14 protein-coding genes are annotated in these 15,621 nt (G+C 68.1%); 9 read left to right on the forward strand and 5 right to left on the reverse strand.

What is annotated here, in order from left to right:
• Positions 1-61: 61 nt before the first annotated feature.
• Together EZH22_RS13075 and hisS are read left to right on the forward strand one after the other, a co-directional pair.
• Positions 62-769 (forward strand): L,D-transpeptidase, encoded by a 708-nt coding sequence (locus EZH22_RS13075; protein ID WP_231711454.1) that lies wholly within the window; start codon positions 62-64, stop codon positions 767-769.
• Positions 770-937: 168 nt separating this feature from the next.
• Positions 938-2,467, forward strand: a complete 1,530-nt coding sequence (gene hisS, locus EZH22_RS13080) for a histidine--tRNA ligase (RefSeq protein ID WP_203196027.1) — start codon at positions 938-940, stop codon at positions 2,465-2,467.
• A 182-nt stretch (positions 2,468-2,649) separates the two neighbouring features.
• Here the strand turns inward: hisS and EZH22_RS13085 are convergent, their stop codons facing one another.
• A complete protein-coding gene (locus EZH22_RS13085) occupies positions 2,650-3,165 on the reverse strand; it encodes a GcrA family cell cycle regulator (protein WP_203196028.1) in 516 nt (171 codons plus the stop codon).
• Positions 3,166-3,775: 610 nt separating this feature from the next.
• Here EZH22_RS13085 and EZH22_RS13090 point away from each other — a divergent pair.
• The 5 genes from EZH22_RS13090 to EZH22_RS13110 all read left to right on the forward strand — a co-directional run bounded on the left by EZH22_RS13090 (position 3,776) and on the right by EZH22_RS13110 (position 8,327).
• The gene (locus EZH22_RS13090; protein ID WP_203196029.1) at positions 3,776-4,984 is read left to right on the forward strand and encodes an aspartate aminotransferase family protein; all 1,209 of its coding nucleotides are present in this window, start codon (positions 3,776-3,778) and stop codon (positions 4,982-4,984) included.
• Entirely contained in the window at positions 4,981-5,910 is a 930-nt protein-coding gene (gene argF / locus EZH22_RS13095; RefSeq protein ID WP_203196030.1) for an ornithine carbamoyltransferase, read from the forward strand. The genes EZH22_RS13090 and argF overlap by 4 nt, the downstream gene beginning before the upstream one ends.
• A gap of 194 nt (positions 5,911-6,104) precedes the next feature.
• Positions 6,105-7,118 carry an Hsp33 family molecular chaperone gene (locus EZH22_RS13100; RefSeq protein WP_203196031.1) on the forward strand — a complete coding sequence of 338 codons (1,014 nt, stop codon included), beginning with the start codon at positions 6,105-6,107 and terminating at the stop codon, positions 7,116-7,118.
• 555 nt (positions 7,119-7,673) lie between these two features.
• Positions 7,674-7,898 (forward strand): hypothetical protein, encoded by a 225-nt coding sequence (locus EZH22_RS13105; RefSeq protein WP_231711455.1) that lies wholly within the window; start codon positions 7,674-7,676, stop codon positions 7,896-7,898.
• A gap of 228 nt (positions 7,899-8,126) precedes the next feature.
• Positions 8,127-8,327: a hypothetical protein gene (locus EZH22_RS13110; RefSeq protein ID WP_203196032.1), complete on the forward strand. Its 201-nt coding sequence runs from the start codon at positions 8,127-8,129 to the stop codon at positions 8,325-8,327.
• A 25-nt stretch (positions 8,328-8,352) separates the two neighbouring features.
• On the opposite strand, the gene EZH22_RS13115 is transcribed toward EZH22_RS13110, so the two are convergent.
• From EZH22_RS13115 to uraH, 3 genes are read right to left on the reverse strand one after another with little or no spacing between them, the layout of a single operon-like run.
• Positions 8,353-9,633: an allantoate amidohydrolase gene (locus tag EZH22_RS13115; protein ID WP_203196033.1), complete on the reverse strand. Its 1,281-nt coding sequence runs from the start codon at positions 9,631-9,633 to the stop codon at positions 8,353-8,355.
• Between the two features lie 4 nt (positions 9,634-9,637).
• Positions 9,638-11,107, reverse strand: a complete 1,470-nt coding sequence (gene puuE / locus EZH22_RS13120; protein ID WP_203196034.1) for an allantoinase PuuE — start codon at positions 11,105-11,107, stop codon at positions 9,638-9,640.
• Between the two features lie 3 nt (positions 11,108-11,110).
• Positions 11,111-11,464, reverse strand: coding sequence for a hydroxyisourate hydrolase (gene uraH / locus EZH22_RS13125; RefSeq protein ID WP_203196035.1), 354 nt, complete (start codon positions 11,462-11,464; stop codon positions 11,111-11,113).
• Between the two features lie 257 nt (positions 11,465-11,721).
• On the opposite strand from uraH, the gene EZH22_RS13130 reads away from it, so the two are divergent.
• On the forward strand, positions 11,722-13,113 hold the full coding sequence (locus EZH22_RS13130; RefSeq protein ID WP_203196036.1) for a nucleobase:cation symporter-2 family protein: 1,392 nt from the start codon (positions 11,722-11,724) through the stop codon (positions 13,111-13,113).
• Between the two features lie 42 nt (positions 13,114-13,155).
• On the opposite strand, the gene EZH22_RS13135 is transcribed toward EZH22_RS13130, so the two are convergent.
• Entirely contained in the window at positions 13,156-14,082 is a 927-nt protein-coding gene (locus EZH22_RS13135) for a LysR family transcriptional regulator (protein ID WP_231711456.1), read from the reverse strand.
• A gap of 183 nt (positions 14,083-14,265) precedes the next feature.
• On the opposite strand from EZH22_RS13135, the gene EZH22_RS13140 reads away from it, so the two are divergent.
• Positions 14,266-15,489 (forward strand): urate hydroxylase PuuD, encoded by a 1,224-nt coding sequence (locus EZH22_RS13140; RefSeq protein WP_203196038.1) that lies wholly within the window; start codon positions 14,266-14,268, stop codon positions 15,487-15,489.
• Positions 15,490-15,621: the final 132 nt, after the last annotated feature.

The raw sequence follows: 15,621 nt of genomic DNA on the forward strand, positions 1-15,621 counted from the left end.
CGTCGCCCCGTGCCGGGCGTTGATACGCGTCGGTAATCGTATCGTTCCGAGTGGACAGAACATGGCCCCGATGTTCCCGAAGGTGTTGTTTCCCAACGTGTTCAACAAGGCTGCCCGGGCGGCCGCCGCGTCTGACGGCCCCCTCGTCGCCCGGCGCCTGTTCGTCCTCGGCGCGCCGCTGGCGCTCGCGGCCTGCGTCACCAACGCCCCCCCGGCGCCGCTCGGCCGCGCGGCTTTGATGTACGGCCCGGTGGACGGCGAGCCCTTCCCGGTGGACGAGGTGGACCTCTCGGAGGTCGATCCGCGCTTCCTGCGCCAGGAAGTCCCGGCGCCGTCCGGCACTGCGCCTGGCACCATCGTCGTCGATATCAACGAGCGCTTCCTCTATCTCATCGGGCGCGACGGCAAGGCCATCCGCTATGGCGTCGGCGTCGGCAAGCAGGGCTATTCCTTCAAGGGCTGGGCCACCATCAAGCGCAAGGAAAAGTGGCCCCACTGGACGCCCACCGCCAACATGGTCCGCCTGCAGCCGGCCCGCTACGGGCCCGTCGCCGCCGGCCTGCCGGGCGGTGAGACCAACCCGCTCGGCCCGCGCGCCCTCTATCTGTATGACGGCGACCGCGACACCATGTTCCGCATCCACGGCACCATCGAGCCGTGGAGCATCGGCCAGCAGGTGTCCTCCGGCTGCATCCGCCTGCTCAACCAGGACATCATCGACCTCTACGAGCGCGTGCCGCTGGGCACCCGGGTCTACGTGAAGGGCTGAGGTCACGGGGGCGGGGTGCCCCCGGCACGGCCGAGGTTTCTCCTCGTCCGCCCGGCGGCCGAGGGGGGCCGAGAGGGCAGCCGCCGCGGCCCTCATCCTTGCCGTTGCCGCCCCCGTCCTCTAAGACGCGCCATTCCATTTCAGACCGAAACGGGCGCACACATTTCCATGGCGAAAGACTTCAAGCCGAAGGCGCGGCTTCCCCGCGGCCTTGCCGATCGCACCGGCGCGGAGCTTTCCGCCACCCGCGCCATGCTGGAGAAGATCCGCGCCGTCTACGAGCTCTACGGCTTCGAGGCGCTGGAGACCCCGGCGTTCGAATATACCGATGCGCTGGGCAAGTTCCTGCCCGACCTGGACCGGCCCAACGAGGGCGTCTTCTCCTTCCAGGACGACGATGAGCAGTGGCTGTCCCTGCGCTACGACCTGACGGCGCCCCTCGCCCGCTACGTCGCCGAGCATTTCGACGCCTTGCCCAAGCCCTACCGCTCGTATCGGGCGGGCACCGTGTTCCGCAACGAGAAGCCCGGCCCCGGCCGCTTCCGCCAGTTCATGCAGTTCGACGCCGACACGGTGGGCGCCCCTTCGGTGGCCGCCGACGCGGAGATCTGCATGATGGCGGCCGACACGCTGGAGGCGGTGGGAGTACCGCGCGGCTCCTATGTGATCCGCGTCAACAACCGCAAGGTTCTGGACGGGGTGATGGAGGCCATCGGCCTCGGCGGCGAGGAGAATTTCGGCCGTCGCCTCACCGTGCTGCGGGCCGTCGACAAGTTCGACAAGTTCGGGGTGGAGGGCGTCGCGCTCCTGCTCGGGGCCGGCCGGCGCGACGAGAGCGGTGATTTCACCAAGGGGGCGGGGCTGGATCCGCGCCAGAGCGCGGTGGTGCTGGCCATGCTCACCGGCGCGGGTCTCACCGCCGACGCCGACGGGGTGCGGGTGGAGCTCGACGGCGACGTGGAGCTGGCGGCGGCGCTCGTCTCCAACGCCGCCTTCCTCGAAGGCATGGCGGAGCTGCGCGACATCGCCGCCCTGGTCGCGGCCGCCGGCTACCAAGACCGGGTGAGGATCGACCCATCCGTGGTGCGCGGCCTCGAATATTACACCGGCCCGGTCTACGAGGCCGAATTGACGTTTGAAATCAAGGATGAGGACGGCCGCCCGGTGCGCTTCGGCTCGGTGGCGGGCGGCGGCCGGTATGATGGCCTGGTGGCCCGCTTCCGCGGCGAGAAGGTGCCGGCCACCGGCTTCTCCATCGGGGTCTCGCGCCTGCTGGCTGCGCTGGCCTTCCTCGGCAAGATGGATGCCGAGGCGGAGCTGGGTCCGGTGGTGGTGCTGGCCATGGACAAGGAGCCCGCCCGCATCGCCGACTACATGAAGATGGTGGCGGACCTGCGCGCCAACGGCATCCGGGCCGAGATGTATCTCGGCGGCGCCGGCATGAAGGCGCAGATGAAATACGCCGACAAGCGTGGGGCGCCGGCGGTCATCATCCAGGGGTCCAACGAGAAGCTCGCCGGCGAGGTGCAGATCAAGGATCTGGTGGAGGGGGCGAAGATCGCGGCCTCCATCGCCGACAATGCGGAATACCGCGCCGCCCGCCCGGCCCAGTTCGCGGTGAAGGAAGAAGATCTGGTCGCCGCCATTCGCGACGTTCTGGAGCGCCGCGCCGTCCCGACCCTCGGGCTCGCGGACTGACGGGCGACTTTCCGCCTCTCGTTGCCGAGCGGCATGCGCCCGGCACGCCCCCGGAGACCATCCGGACAGCGATCCCGATCCCGTTGGCCACAGGCCCGTCATGCCCGGGACAAGCCCGGCCATGACGGCGGGATGGCCATGACCCCGTATCGACCCTGCGTCGACCCTTTCCCGACCGCCTCTCAGAGATAAGCGAGGCGCCGGTCGCGCCGGCGGTCCTGCACCGGCTGGTAGGCGATGCGGGCGTGGGCCGCGCAATAGGGCATGCCCGGATTGCTCTTGCCGCCGCAGAAATGGAACGAGTCCGTGCCCGGCTCGCCCAGAGGCCAGCGGCAGGTGGATTCCGTCAGGTTCATGATGGTGCAGCGCTGCGCCATGGGCAGCACGTTGTCCGTCACCTGGGGGGCGGGCGCCGGTGCCTCTTCCGGTGCCTCCTCCAGGTCCTGCGCCAGCGCCGTGTTGCCGATGGTGGCGGGCCGCTGCGGGCGCGCCTCCTGCCCCTCGGGCCGGCCGGTCTTGGCGCGGGGGCGGGTCGGCGCGGGGGCGGTCTTGGCCCGTCCGGACAGGCCGAGCCGGTGCACCTTGCCGATCACCGCATTGCGGGTGACCTCGCCGAGCTCACTTGCAATCTGGCTCGCGGAGAGGCCTTCGCTCCAGAGCTTCTTCAAGAGTTCGACGCGCTCGTCGTTCCAGCTCATCGCTCTTTCTCCATTTGCCGCATCTGATGCCGCCGACACCGGTTTCCTACCGGCGCCGGGCGGTCGCCTCGCCGTCGCCGTGGCGTGATCCGGAGCCGCCGGGCCGCACCCGCCGTGCCGAATGCCGAAGCAACGCGATACAAGGGGCCGGGCTCCGCACGCGCTCTACGCGGATGGTGCTCGCCGCCGGACTCCCCCAACGCTCCCGCACGCTCCATGCGCGCGGGTGGGGCCCGGCTCAAGTCCCTGGAAATCGTCCCTGACGTCTCTGGAGCACGACATGTCGTGGCTCACGAGGTAGAACCTACAATATGGCTGGTGCGCAATATAGAGTCGCCGACGGCGTCAAGGCCGTTTTCCCCAGCTCCTTAAGGCTTCGTTAAAACCACGCCGCCGTGTCGGCCGCTGCGCGCGGGCGGATGCCGCGGTCGAAAGCGGCGCATCAGTTGACCTCGGGCGCGTGATCATTAGAATCCCGGCGTCGGGCCGCCCCCGCTTGGGCGGCCTTTTTTAGTTTGCGGCGCAGGTCCCCATTCGGGGCCGGTGTCGCGTTTCGTTCGTCAACCCGTGTCACCTCGAAGGGCAGGCATACCCTTTCAGGAGGAATATCGTGATTACCGCCGTTCTGCCGACCTATGCGCGCATCGACCTCGAATTCGAGCGGGGAGAGGGCTGCTGGCTCGTCACGACGGACGGGCGACGTTTCCTCGACTTCACCGGCGGCATCGCCGTGAACGTGCTGGGCCATGCCCACCCCTATCTCGCCGAGGCGCTGTCCGAGCAGGCGAAGAAGCTGTGGCACACCTCGAACCTGTTCCGCATTCCCGGCGGCGAGCGCCTCGCCGAGCGGCTGAAGGCCGTCACGTTCGCCGACACCATGTTCTTCACCAATTCCGGTGCGGAAGCGCTGGAATGCGCCATCAAGATGGCCCGCAAATACCAGTATGTGAGCGGCCATCCGGAGAAGAACCGCATCATCACCTTCGAGGGCGCCTTCCACGGCCGCACGCTGGCGACCATCGCCGCCGGCGGCAACGCCAAGTACCTGGAGGGGTTCGGTCCGGAAATGCCCGGCTTCGACCAGGTGCCGTTCGGCGACCTCGACGCGGTCAAGGCGGCGATCACGCCGCAGACCGGCGCCATCCTGGTGGAGCCGGTGCAGGGCGAAGGCGGCGTGCGGGTGCCGCCGTCCGGCTTCCTCAAGGGCCTGCGCGCGCTCTGTGACGACAAGGGCCTGCTGCTGGTGCTCGACGAGGTGCAGTCCGGCGTGGGCCGCACCGGCAAGCTGTTCGCCCACGAATGGGTCGGCATCACACCGGACATCATGGCAGTGGCCAAGGGCATCGGCGGCGGCTTCCCCATGGGCGCCTGCCTCGCCACCGAGGACGCGGCCAAGGGCATGACGCTTGGCACCCACGGCTCCACCTATGGCGGCAACCCGCTGGCCATGGCGGTGGGCAATGCGGTGCTCGACATCGTGCTCGAGGACGGCTTCCTCGATCATGTGAACGCCATGTCCACCCGCCTTCTCCAGCGCCTCGCCGAGATCAAGGACCGCCATCCGGCGGTGGTCGCCGACGTGCGCGGCCAGGGGCTCCTGCTCGGCATCAAGGCCCACGTGCCGGCGGGCGACCTGATCGCGGCCCTGCGCGAGGAGGGGATGCTCGCGCCCGGAGCCAGCGACAACGTGGTGCGGCTCCTGCCGCCGCTCATCGTGAGCGAGGAAGACGTGGGCATCGCCGTGGAGAAGATCGAAGCCGCCTGCCGGCGCATCGAGGAGGGCCTCGTCGCCGCTCCGGTGAAGGGGGCGGCGGAATGAAGGGGAACGGCGTGCGCCACTTTCTCGACTTGTCCGAGATCCCGGCCGAAGAACTGCGCCGGGTTCTGGATTTTTCCAAGGACCTCAAGGCCCGGCGCAAGGCCGGCGAGGTGGACCGGCCGCTCGCCGGCAAGACGCTGGCCATGGTGTTCGACAAGCCATCCACGCGCACCCGCGTGTCGTTCGACCTCGCCATGCGGCAGCTGGGCGGGGAGACCATCATGCTCACCGGCCAGGAGATGCAGCTCGGGCGCGGCGAGACCATCGCCGACACCGCCCGTGTCCTCTCGCGCTTCGTCGATGCCATCATGATCCGCATCCTGGACCATGACGACCTCACCGAGCTCGCCCACTACGCCACCGTGCCGGTGATCAACGGGCTGACGCGCATCTCCCATCCCTGCCAGGTGATGGCGGACGTGCTGACCTTCGAGGAGCACAAGGGATCGATCCAGGGCCGCTCCGTGGCCTGGACCGGGGATGCCAACAACGTGCTCGCCTCCTGGGTGCATGCGGCCCAGCGCTTCGATTTCTCCATGCGGGTCGCGACCCCGAAGGAGCTGGCGCCGCGCCAGGCGCTGAAGGACTTCGTCAAGCGCACCAAGGCGAAGGTGAAGTTCATGCGCGACCCGGAGGAGGCGGTGGATGGCGTCGACTGCATCATCACCGACACCTGGGTCTCCATGGGTGACAAGGAGGCGGAGCGCCGCCACAATTTGCTGAAGCCCTACCAGGTGAACGCCGCCCTCATGGCCCGCGCCGACAAAGACGCCATCTTCATGCACTGCCTTCCCGCCCACCGGGGCGAGGAGGTGACCGACGAGGTGATGGACGGGCCGCAATCGGTGGTGTTCGACGAGGCCGAGAACCGGCTGCATGCCCAGAAGGGCATCCTCGCCTGGTGCTTCAACGCCGCCGGGGCGTGAGGCGGTCCCGGCGGGTCGCATCCGCCGGGAAGCATCGGGCGAAGGCGGGCCGGGTTGAAACAAGCCGGACCGTGTATATGTCTGTGGCCTCAGGACAGGTCCCGGGGGAAGGTGGTGCCCATGCGCCCCGCTCCCGCGGTTCCTGTCACCTTGGCCCGGGCGGATCGCCCGGCCGATCGTTCCGAGGAGAGCCTATGAGCGGCGAGACAGCCCGCGGCACGAAGCGGCCGGCGGCCGGGGCGGCGGCGCAGGACGACATCGTCACCGCCTTCCAGGTGGATGCCCTGGACCTGCGCGGGCGCACGGTGCGGCTGGGGTCGACCCTTGACGCCGTGCTCGCGCATCACGATTACCCGGCGTCGGTGAAGCGCGTGGTGGGCGAGGCGGTGACCCTCGCCGTGCTGCTCGGCTCGTCGCTGAAGTTCGACGGCCGCTTCATCCTGCAGACGCAGACCGACGGTCCGGTGGACATGGTGGTGGCCGACTTCGTCAGCCCCGACAAGATCCGCGCCTATGCCCGCTTCGACGCCGAGCGCCTCGCCGAGGCCGAGCGGCGCAACGAGACCTCTCCGGCGGCGCTGCTCGGGCGTGGGCACCTCGCCATGACCATCGACCAGGGCATTTCCACCAACCGCTACCAGGGGGTGGTGGCGCTGGACGGGACCGGGCTGGAGGCGGCGGCGCACGAATATTTCCAGCAGTCGGAGCAGATCCCGACCCGCGTGCGCCTCGCCGTGGGCGAGGAGATGAAGGCCGGCGGCGCCGCCTCCAGCTGGCGCGCGGGCGGTCTGCTCGCCCAGTTCCTGCCGCAGGATGCCTCCCGCTCCCGCATGGCGGACCTCGGGCCGGGCGATGCACCCGAGGGCATGGCGACCCACGCCACGGATGAGGACGACGCCTGGGTGGAGGCGCGCTCCCTGGTGGGCACGCTGGAGGACGTGGAGCTGATCGACCGCGAGCTTTCCAGCGAGCGGCTGCTCTTCCGCCTGTTCCACGAGCGCGGGGTGCGGGTGTTCGATCCGCTGGCGATGATGGCGCACTGCTCCTGCTCGCGTGAGCGGGTGTCGGGCGTGCTCGCCGCCTTCTCGGGCGAGGACCGGCGCGGCATGATCCAGGACGACGGCAAGGTCAGCGTCACCTGCGAGTTCTGCGGCCGCACTTACAAGTTCAGCGCCGAGGAAATCCTGGGCGGGCGCACGGACGGCTGAAGGCCCGGCATCTCCGCGGCTGCCCGGCGGTGGGGATGGATTCGAGACGGATACCCCTGTCCCGCGGCAGGCCGTGGTTTTCGCACCGGCCTGCCCGGCTGACATTTCCTTATGGAATGCAACCCCTTGCCGTGCACCGAAGAGGCGCGGGTCCGGCTCCGGGGTATGTGGCGAGGCACACTGTCCGTGATCGCAAATCCTCGTGCGGCCGTATGGCTGCAAAATGAAGCACGATTGCTTTCGAAAGCGAGAGTGCCTCATGCCCCCGTCCAGGGATTTCAGCCGACCGCAGAGAGTTGAGCCTCTGCTCCTCAAAATGAAGGCGGACCTTGCGCACCTGCAGATGCTGGTTCGTGGCCTGCGCCTGCTGCTCCTGCTCAAGGCGGGGTTCAATCCTGACCAGCCTCGCGACGATCACGGCGTTGGGTCGGTGCCGGATGAGGCACACAGGTCGCCCAGGCGGGTGGGGCGGACCACTATCGGGTCTCCCTGCCGGAGGAGGAGGCTCGCGGCGGACATGCCATCAGGACGCATGTTGGAAAAACCGATGCGGAATTGTCTGAGACGCTGGGAGCTCAAACCTACCGGGGCTTCATCTTTAGTGAGGGTAAAGCCGCTCAGGGAACGTTTGATTTCCTGGAATCAGCGAACAACTTCGTCAATCGCGTCCTGGAAACCCATCCCGATCAAATCGATCGCGTCGTGAGCGGCGAATCCAATGAAGAATGGATGGAAGCCCGCTTGGGGTATCCGACTGGTAAGGAGGCGTTCCGACGCTGATCCTTACATAAGCCCGACATATGACGTCGGCGTTCTTATCGCTCGGGATCGTCGCTCATCGCGCGGCTATACCGTCATTACGGCGTATCCGAAGAATTCATACCAACAGAAGGGGGATTAACAATGGAGGTTCCCGATGAGTGGAAGCGATTTCTGTGCCGCCTCTGGTAGGGCAGCCGTGAGCGGGCGTCGGACACATGGGCTTGGGTCAGCAAGGCCCTCAAAGGGTTGACCGAAGACGAGCGCAGTGCAGTGGCGGGCTTTCTCGATTCCGTCCTTGCACTCGATCTTGCGCCGGCGGAGTTGATGCGCGTCTGGAATGATCACTGCGACGGCTATTATATCCGTCCTGGCGAAGGGGGGAGTCGTCCCGACGTCCTTTTCGCCTTTATCCGTGACACGGCTCGCGAGATGAACGGCGCGAAATAGAGAGCGGGAGGTTTGCTTGCCTTCCTCACATCTCCGCGGCGGTCTTCAGCAGGAATGCGTGCAGCGCCTCCGCAGCGCGGCCGATGTCGGCGGGCGCGGCGTATTCGCGCGGGTTGTGGCTGCCGTTCTGCGACCGCACGAACAGCATGGCCATGGGCATCACGCCGCGGAACACCATGGCGTCGTGTCCGGCGCCCGAGGGCAGGCGCACCACCGGCAGGCCGAGGCTCTCCACCACCTGCGCCATGCGCTCCTTCAGCGGCCCGTGGCAGGGCGCCGCCGGCACCTCGTGGCCGATGTCGACGCTCGCCCGCACGCCCCGCCGCGCCGCGATCTCGCCCACAGCCGCGCGGATGTCCGTCACCGCCCTGAGGCGCAGGTCGTCGGAAAGGGTGCGCACGTCGAGGGAGAACTGCACCTCGCCGGGCACCACGTTCACCGCGCTGCCGGCGATGATCAGGGTGCCCACGGTGGCGACGAGGCTGTCGCCGTTCGCCCGGCCGCGCGCCTCCACCGCGAGGATCATCTCGGCGGCGGCGGCCAGGGCGTCGTGGCGCATGGCCATGGGCAGGGTGCCCGAATGACCGGCTTCCCCGCGCACCCGCACGTGCCCGCGCGAGGCGCCGGCGATGCCGGTGACGATGCCGAGCGGCGCGCCGGCGGCTTCCAGCACCGGCCCCTGCTCGATGTGCACCTCCACATAGCCCAGCATGTCGTCGGGATCGCGCCGGCATTCCCCGATGCGGTCGGCCGGGGCGCCGAAGGAGCGCAGCGCCTCGGCGCGGGAAATGCCCTGGCCGTCCACATCCTCGAGGCTTTTTGCATCGAAGATCCCGGCCATGGCCTTGGACGAGGTGAGGGTGGACAGGAAGCGCACGCCTTCCTCGTCGGCGAAGGCCGCCACCTCGATGGCGAAGGGCAGGCGGAGGCCCTGCGCGTTCAGCGCCTCCACGGCGGCGATGGCGGTCATCACCCCGAGATTGCCGTCATAGATGCCGGCATTGCGCACCGTGTCGATGTGCGAGCCGATGAGCAGGGTCCTGGCATTGGCCCGGTCCGCCGCGTAGCGCCCGACGATGGAGCCGGTGGCGTCCATGTGGACCTGGGTGAGGCCGGCCTCCCGCATCCAGAAGGAGACCTGGGCGGCGGCGCGCTTGTGGGCGGGGGTGAGGGTGAGGCGGGTGAGCTCGCCCGGCACGTCGGTGAAGGCGGCGAGCTCCTTCAGCCGGGCGGTGATGAGGTCGCCGTCGAGCGGAGCGAGGGTGGGGGCAGGGGCAGCTTGCGGCACGGGAAACACCTTGTTCACGGCGTCAGGCCTCCGGGAGCATCTGCGCCAGCCGGAGCAGGGCGATGCGCTCGATCTGGCTGAGAGCTTCGGCGACCTCGGCTTCCGGGTCGTTCCGCAGGCGGCGCTCGAAGGCGTCCAGGATCTCCGCCTTGGCGCGGCCGCGAATGGCCATGATGAACACGAAGCCGAACTTAGCGGTATAGGCGTCGTTCAGCGCCGTGAAGCGCGCCTTCTCCTCGGCGGTGAGCCGGTCAAGGCCGGCGGAGGCCTGCTCGGCGGTGGAATCGGCGGTGAGGAGCCTGGCCTGGGCCAGCTTGCCGGCGAGGTCCGGATGGGCGTGGATGACCGCCATCTGCCGCTCGACGGGCGCTTCGCGCAGGACGGCGGCGAAGGCGGCATTCAGGCCCTCGGCCGTGTCCTCGCTGGCGGTGAGGCCCCGGTCGTAGGCGGTCTCGGCGATCCAGGGGGAATGCTCGTAGACGCCGCCGAACCTTTCCACGAACAGGCCGCGCGGCATGTAGGTGGGGCGGTAGCCGCCCGCGGGCGGGTGGTGGGCGATCCAGTGGCGGGCGATGTCGACGCGCCGCGCCACCCACACCTTCTCGTGCCCGGCGACATAGTCGAGGAAGCGGGCGAGCGCCGCCGCCCGTCCCGGCCGGCCGGCGAGGCGGGGGTGGAGGCCGATGGAGAGCATCTTCGGCGCGCGCTCCCCCTCGGCGTAGAGGCAGTCGAAGCTGTCCTTCAGATAGTCGTAGAACTCGGTCCCAGAGCCGAACCCGGCGGCCACCGAGAAGCGCATGTCGTTGGCGTCCAGCGTGTAGGGCACCACCAGCTGCGGGCCCTTGGGGCCGAAGATCCAGTAGGGCAGGTCGTCGGCGTAGCTGTCGGCGGCATAGAGGAAGCCGCCTTCCTCCATCACCAGCGGCACGGTGTGCTCGGCGGACCGGCCCTGGTAGAAGCCCAGCGGCCGCTCGCCCGTCACCTGCGTGTGCAGGCGCACCGCCTCGAGAATGTGCTCGCGCTCGTCCTCGCGGGTGAAGTCCTTGTATTCGAGCCATTTGTAGCCGTGGCTCGCAAGCTCCCAGCCGGCCTCCTGCATGGCGGCGACGGCATCCGGATTGCGGGCCAGCGCCGTGGCGACGCCATAGACCGTCACCGGCATGGAGCGCTCGGTGAACAGGCGCAGGAGCCGCCAGATGCCGGCGCGCGCGCCGTATTCGTAGATGGACTCCATGTTCATGTGCCGCTGGCGGGGCCAGGGCTGGGCGCCGATGATCTCGGACAGGAAGGCTTCCGAGGCGTTGTCGCCGTGGAGGATGGAGTTCTCTCCCCCCTCCTCGTAATTCACCACGAACTGCACCGCGATGCGGGCCTCCCCCGGCCAGTGCGGGTGGGGCGGATTTTGCCCGTAGCCGATCAGGTCGCGCGGATAGGGCTTGCCGGTGACCGGATCGCGGGTGACGCCGGTGAAGGGGGCGGGGGAAGATGCCACGGCTTACGACCCCCGGTAGGTGGAGTAGCTCCACGGGGAGCACAGGAGCGGCACATGATAGTGCCCGTCCGCCGCGAGGGAAAAGCGCAGCGGCACCACGTCGAGGAAGGCGGGATCGGCGATGGGCGCGCCGGTGGCGCGGAAATGGTCGCCGATATGGAAGAGGAGCTCGTAGGTGCCGCTCCTGAAATCCGCGCCCGCCAGCAGCGGTGTGTCGGTGCGCCCATCCGCATTGGTGCGGCGCTCGGTGACCAGCGTGCGCGTTCCGTCGGGTTCCAGGCGGTAAAGTTCAACCGCCACATTCGCCGCCGGGCCGCCCGAGACGGTGTCGAGAACATGCGTGGACAGGCGCCCCATCTTTCCCTCGCGAACCAGGCGGGCAAACGCTCCGCTGCATGGCAGCATAACCCGGGCCAGGCCACTCCATTTTCCGAAAAAATCGGAAGATCTTCCGATTAACCAACCGTTTTCAGTATGCACGATTTGATCTTTCATTGGGCATGCCGCTGCGTTGGGCAATTGCTCCGGGCCGGTACCGTGCCGCATGCGATGGCGGCGCCAATAATCAGAACGCCCTCCCGCCCAGACCCGACCGCCTTTTGCAGGGGAAATCCATGTCTGAAGCCGTTCATCCCGTTGACGAAATACTTCCGGTACCAAAACTCGCCATCCTCGGCCTCCAGCACGTCCTCGTTATGTATGCGGGCGCGGTGGCGGTGCCGCTGATCATCGGCCGCGCCCTGAAGCTGCCGCCGGAACAGGTGGCATTCCTGATTTCCGCCGACCTGTTCGCCTGCGGCCTCGCCACCCTCGCCCAGTGCCTGGGCTTCCTCGGCGTCGGCATCCGCCTGCCGGTGATGATGGGTGTCACCTTCGCCTCGGTAGGTCCCATGGTCGCCATGGGACAGGACCCGCAGATCGGCCTCCTCGGCATCTACGGCTCGGTGATCGCGGCGGGCATCTTCGGCATCGTCGTCGCCCCGTTCGTCTCCCGCCTCCTGCCCCTGTTCCCGCCGGTGGTGACGGGAACCATCATCCTCATCATCGGCATCTCGCTGATGCGGGTGGGCATCAACTGGGCGGGCGGCGGCCTGCCGTTCTTCACCCAGACCATCAACGGCCAGTCGGTGCAGGTGGCCAACCCGAACTACGGGCAGCTCCAGGGCCTCGGCATCGCCTTGTTCGTGCTGCTGGTGATCCTCGGCCTCATCAGGTGGGGCCAGGGCTTCCTCGCCAACGTGGCGGTGCTGCTCGGCATCATCGCCGGCGCGGTGCTGGCCAGCGCCCTCGGCCTCATGCACTTCGACAAGGTGGCGGCGGCGTCGTGGTTCGACGTGATCGTGCCCTTTCATTTCGGCATGCCCACGTTCCACCTCGTGCCCATCGTCACCATGTGCATCGTGATGGTGGTGGTGATGATCGAGTCCACCGGCATGTTTCTCGCCCTCTCGGACATCACCGGCAAGCCGGTGGACCAGAAGGCGCTGACCAGGGGCCTGCGTGCCGACGGCGTCGGCACCCTGATCGGCGGCATCTTCAACACCTTCCCCTACACCTCCTTCTCGCAGAATGTCGGCCTCGTCGGCATCACCGGCGTGCGCTCGCGCTGGGTGACGGTGACGGGCGGCCTCATCATGCTCGGCCTCGGCCTTCTGCCGAAGATGGCGGCGCTGGTGGAGGCGGTGCCGCAGGTGGTGCTGGGCGGCGCGGGCCTGGTGATGTTCGGCATGGTGGCGGCCACCGGCGCGCGCATCCTCACCGGCGTCGACTTCCGCACCAACCGCTTCAACCTGTTCATCGTCGCGGTGTCGGTGGGCTTCGGCATGATCCCGCTGGTCTCGCCCAACTTCTTCAAGAACCTGCCGCACGAGCTGCATCCGCTGCTGGAGAGCGGCATCCTCCTGTGCGCCATCGTGGCGGTGCTGATGAACGTCTTCTTCAACGGCGTGAAGCAGGCCTCCACCGACGAGATCGTCGCCGCGGCCAAGCAGGCCGAGGCGCACTAGCCCGGTCAGGGCGTACGGGAAGGGACGGGAGCGGCGGTTCGCTCAGGCGGACAGCCGCTCCCCGATCTTTCCCAGTTCCTGGGCGATGTAGCGGCGGCCCTGGTCCACCAGCATGTCGGCGAAGGCCTTCACCTTTAGCGGCACCAGCTGGCGGGCGGGGTAGAGCACAGCCAGGGTGGCGGGCTTGGGCGGATGCGCCTGGAGCACCGGCACGAGGCGGCTGTCCGCGAGGGCGTCCGCCACCTCGAAGCGGGGCTTCACCACGATGCCCCGCCCTTCCAGGGCCCAGACGGTGAGCACGTCTCCATCGTCGGCCTCCAGGTGGCCGGTGACCGGGACCGCGAGGTCGCGGCCTTCGTCGGTCAGCATCCAGCGCAGTTCCCGAAGGCTGGCGAAACGCAGGAGCAGGCAGTGGTGGGAGAGCAGGTCCTGCGGGCGGCGCGGCATCCCCGCCCGCTCCAGATAGGCGGGCGAGGCGCAGAGGATGCGTTCCACCTGCGCCACCTTGCGCATGATCATGCTGGAATCCTCGAACGTGGCGAGGCGCAGCGCCACGTCGATGGATTCGGCGATGAGGTCGAGGGTGTGCTCGGAGAGGCGCAGGCGCACGTCGATCTCGGGGTGCTGCTCCTGGTAGCGCGCCGCCACCTGCGCCACCAGCCGGCGGCCGAGGTGCAGCGGGGCGGTGACCCGCAGCGCCCCGCGCGGCAGGGCGCCGAGCTCGGAGACGTTGCTCTCCGCCGCATCGATGAGGCGCAGCGCTTCCGTGATCGCCTCGTAATAGACGCGGCCCTGCTCGGTGAGGCTCATGCGCCGGGTGGTGCGGTTCAACAGCCGGCAGCCCAGGTGCTTCTCCAGCGTCTGGATGCGGTGGCTGACCACGTTGGCCGACAGGCGCAGCCGCCGGGCGGCCTCGGAGAAGCTCTCGCTCTCCACCGAGGCGACGAACGCCTTCATATTCTCCAGCACGATGCTGCGCCTCTTGACCTTGCGATCCTCAACGATACGCAAGCGGAACGGCGGGGCCAATGGCGCCGCCCTCTACCTATAAGAAAGAGAACGCGTTATCCGACCAGCTCGCGATGCAGGCCGGTCGGCGCGTGCCCTAAGGGAAATGCCCCGTCGCCTTCCAGATACGGGAACTGAACGGACATGGAACCTATCCTGCACGAATGGGGCAGCCTGCTGCTGCGCTGGACGCACATCATCGCCGGCATGGCGTGGGTCGGCGCGTCGTTTTATTTCATGCATCTCGACGCCAGCCTGAAGGCCTGCCCCGATATCCCGCCGGGAAAGGGCGGCGAGGCGTGGGAAGTCCATGGCGGCGGCTTCTACCAGGTCAAGAAGTACCTGGTGGCCCCCGCCTTCCTGCCCGAGGACCTCGCCTGGCACAAATGGCAGTCCTACGCCACCTGGATCACCGGATTCTTCCTGCTGATCTGGATCTATTACTACCAGTCGTCGATCTACCTGATCGACCCGGCGGTGATGAACCTGAAGCCGTTCGCCGCCTTCGCCATCGGCATGGGGGGGCTCGCCGCCGGCTGGATCGCCTATGACCAGCTCTGCCGCTCGAAGCTGGGCGACAATCCCACCGCGGTGGGCGCCATCGTCTTCGTCGGCGTGGTGCTGGCGGCCTACCTGTTCCAGCAGGTGTTCTCGGCCCGCGCCGCCTTCATCCATACCGGCGCGCTCATGGCCACCATCATGAGCGGCAACGTCTTCTTCGTCATCATCCCCAACCAGCACAAGGTGGTGGCGGCGCTGAAGGCGGGCGAGGTGCCGGACCCCTATTACGGCAAGACCGCCAAGCTGCGGTCGTCGCACAACAACTATTTCACCTTGCCCGTCGTCTTCCTGATGATCTCCAACCACTATCCGCTCACCTATTCCACGCCCTACGCCTTCGTGATCGTGGCCCTCGCCCTCGTGGCTGGAACGGTGATCCGCTATTTCTACAACGAGCGGCATTCCGGGCGCGGCGACAAGGCCTGGTGCTGGCTGGTGGCAGCCCTGTGCGTGGTGATCGCCATCTTCATCAGCGCCACCACGACCCCGGCTGGCCGCGTCGCCCTGGGCCTGCCGCCGCTCGTCACGCCCGCCTTCGCCAAAAGCGGGCCGCCGGTGGTGGTGCCGGACGAGGTGCAGAACATCGTCATGGGCCGCTGCTCCATGTGCCACGCCGCCGAACCGCTCTACGAGGGCATCACCATCGCCCCGCGCGGCGTGCTGCTGGACACGCCGGAGGCCATCGCCCGCAACCGGCCGCTCATCCTGGTCCAGGCCGGCCTCACTCACGCCATGCCGCCCAACAACATCACCGAGATCTCGGAGGAGGACCGGGCGGTGCTGAAGGCCTGGGGCCTGGGCAAATAGTGGGGGCGGCCTTCCGGAAGGCTGAAGGCCCGGCCATTCCGGCTCGATCCTCCAGCGCCATGCCGGGCATCGTGCCGGGCGCGGCGTTTTCCTGCCATGTGCAGACTGATAAGCAAGACCTTGATCCGAAGG

It is taken from the genome of Xanthobacter dioxanivorans, from assembly GCF_016807805.1.
Lineage (GTDB): Bacteria > Pseudomonadota > Alphaproteobacteria > Rhizobiales > Xanthobacteraceae > Xanthobacter > Xanthobacter dioxanivorans.

Excerpts from the sequence above, each read along its gene's own strand:
- EZH22_RS13075 (WP_231711454.1), top strand. The coding sequence starts at position 62 with ATGGCCCCGATGTTCCCGAAGGTGTTGTTTCCCAACGTGTTCAACAAG.
- hisS (WP_203196027.1), top strand. The coding sequence starts at position 938 with ATGGCGAAAGACTTCAAGCCGAAGGCGCGGCTTCCCCGCGGCCTTGCC.
- EZH22_RS13085 (WP_203196028.1), bottom strand. The coding sequence starts at position 3,165 with ATGAGCTGGAACGACGAGCGCGTCGAACTCTTGAAGAAGCTCTGGAGC.
- argF (WP_203196030.1), top strand. The coding sequence starts at position 4,981 with ATGAAGGGGAACGGCGTGCGCCACTTTCTCGACTTGTCCGAGATCCCG.
- EZH22_RS13100 (WP_203196031.1), top strand. The coding sequence starts at position 6,105 with ATGAGCGGCGAGACAGCCCGCGGCACGAAGCGGCCGGCGGCCGGGGCG.
- uraH (WP_203196035.1), bottom strand. The coding sequence starts at position 11,464 with ATGGGGCGCCTGTCCACGCATGTTCTCGACACCGTCTCGGGCGGCCCG.
- EZH22_RS13130 (WP_203196036.1), top strand. The coding sequence starts at position 11,722 with ATGTCTGAAGCCGTTCATCCCGTTGACGAAATACTTCCGGTACCAAAA.
- EZH22_RS13140 (WP_203196038.1), top strand. The coding sequence starts at position 14,266 with ATGGAACCTATCCTGCACGAATGGGGCAGCCTGCTGCTGCGCTGGACG.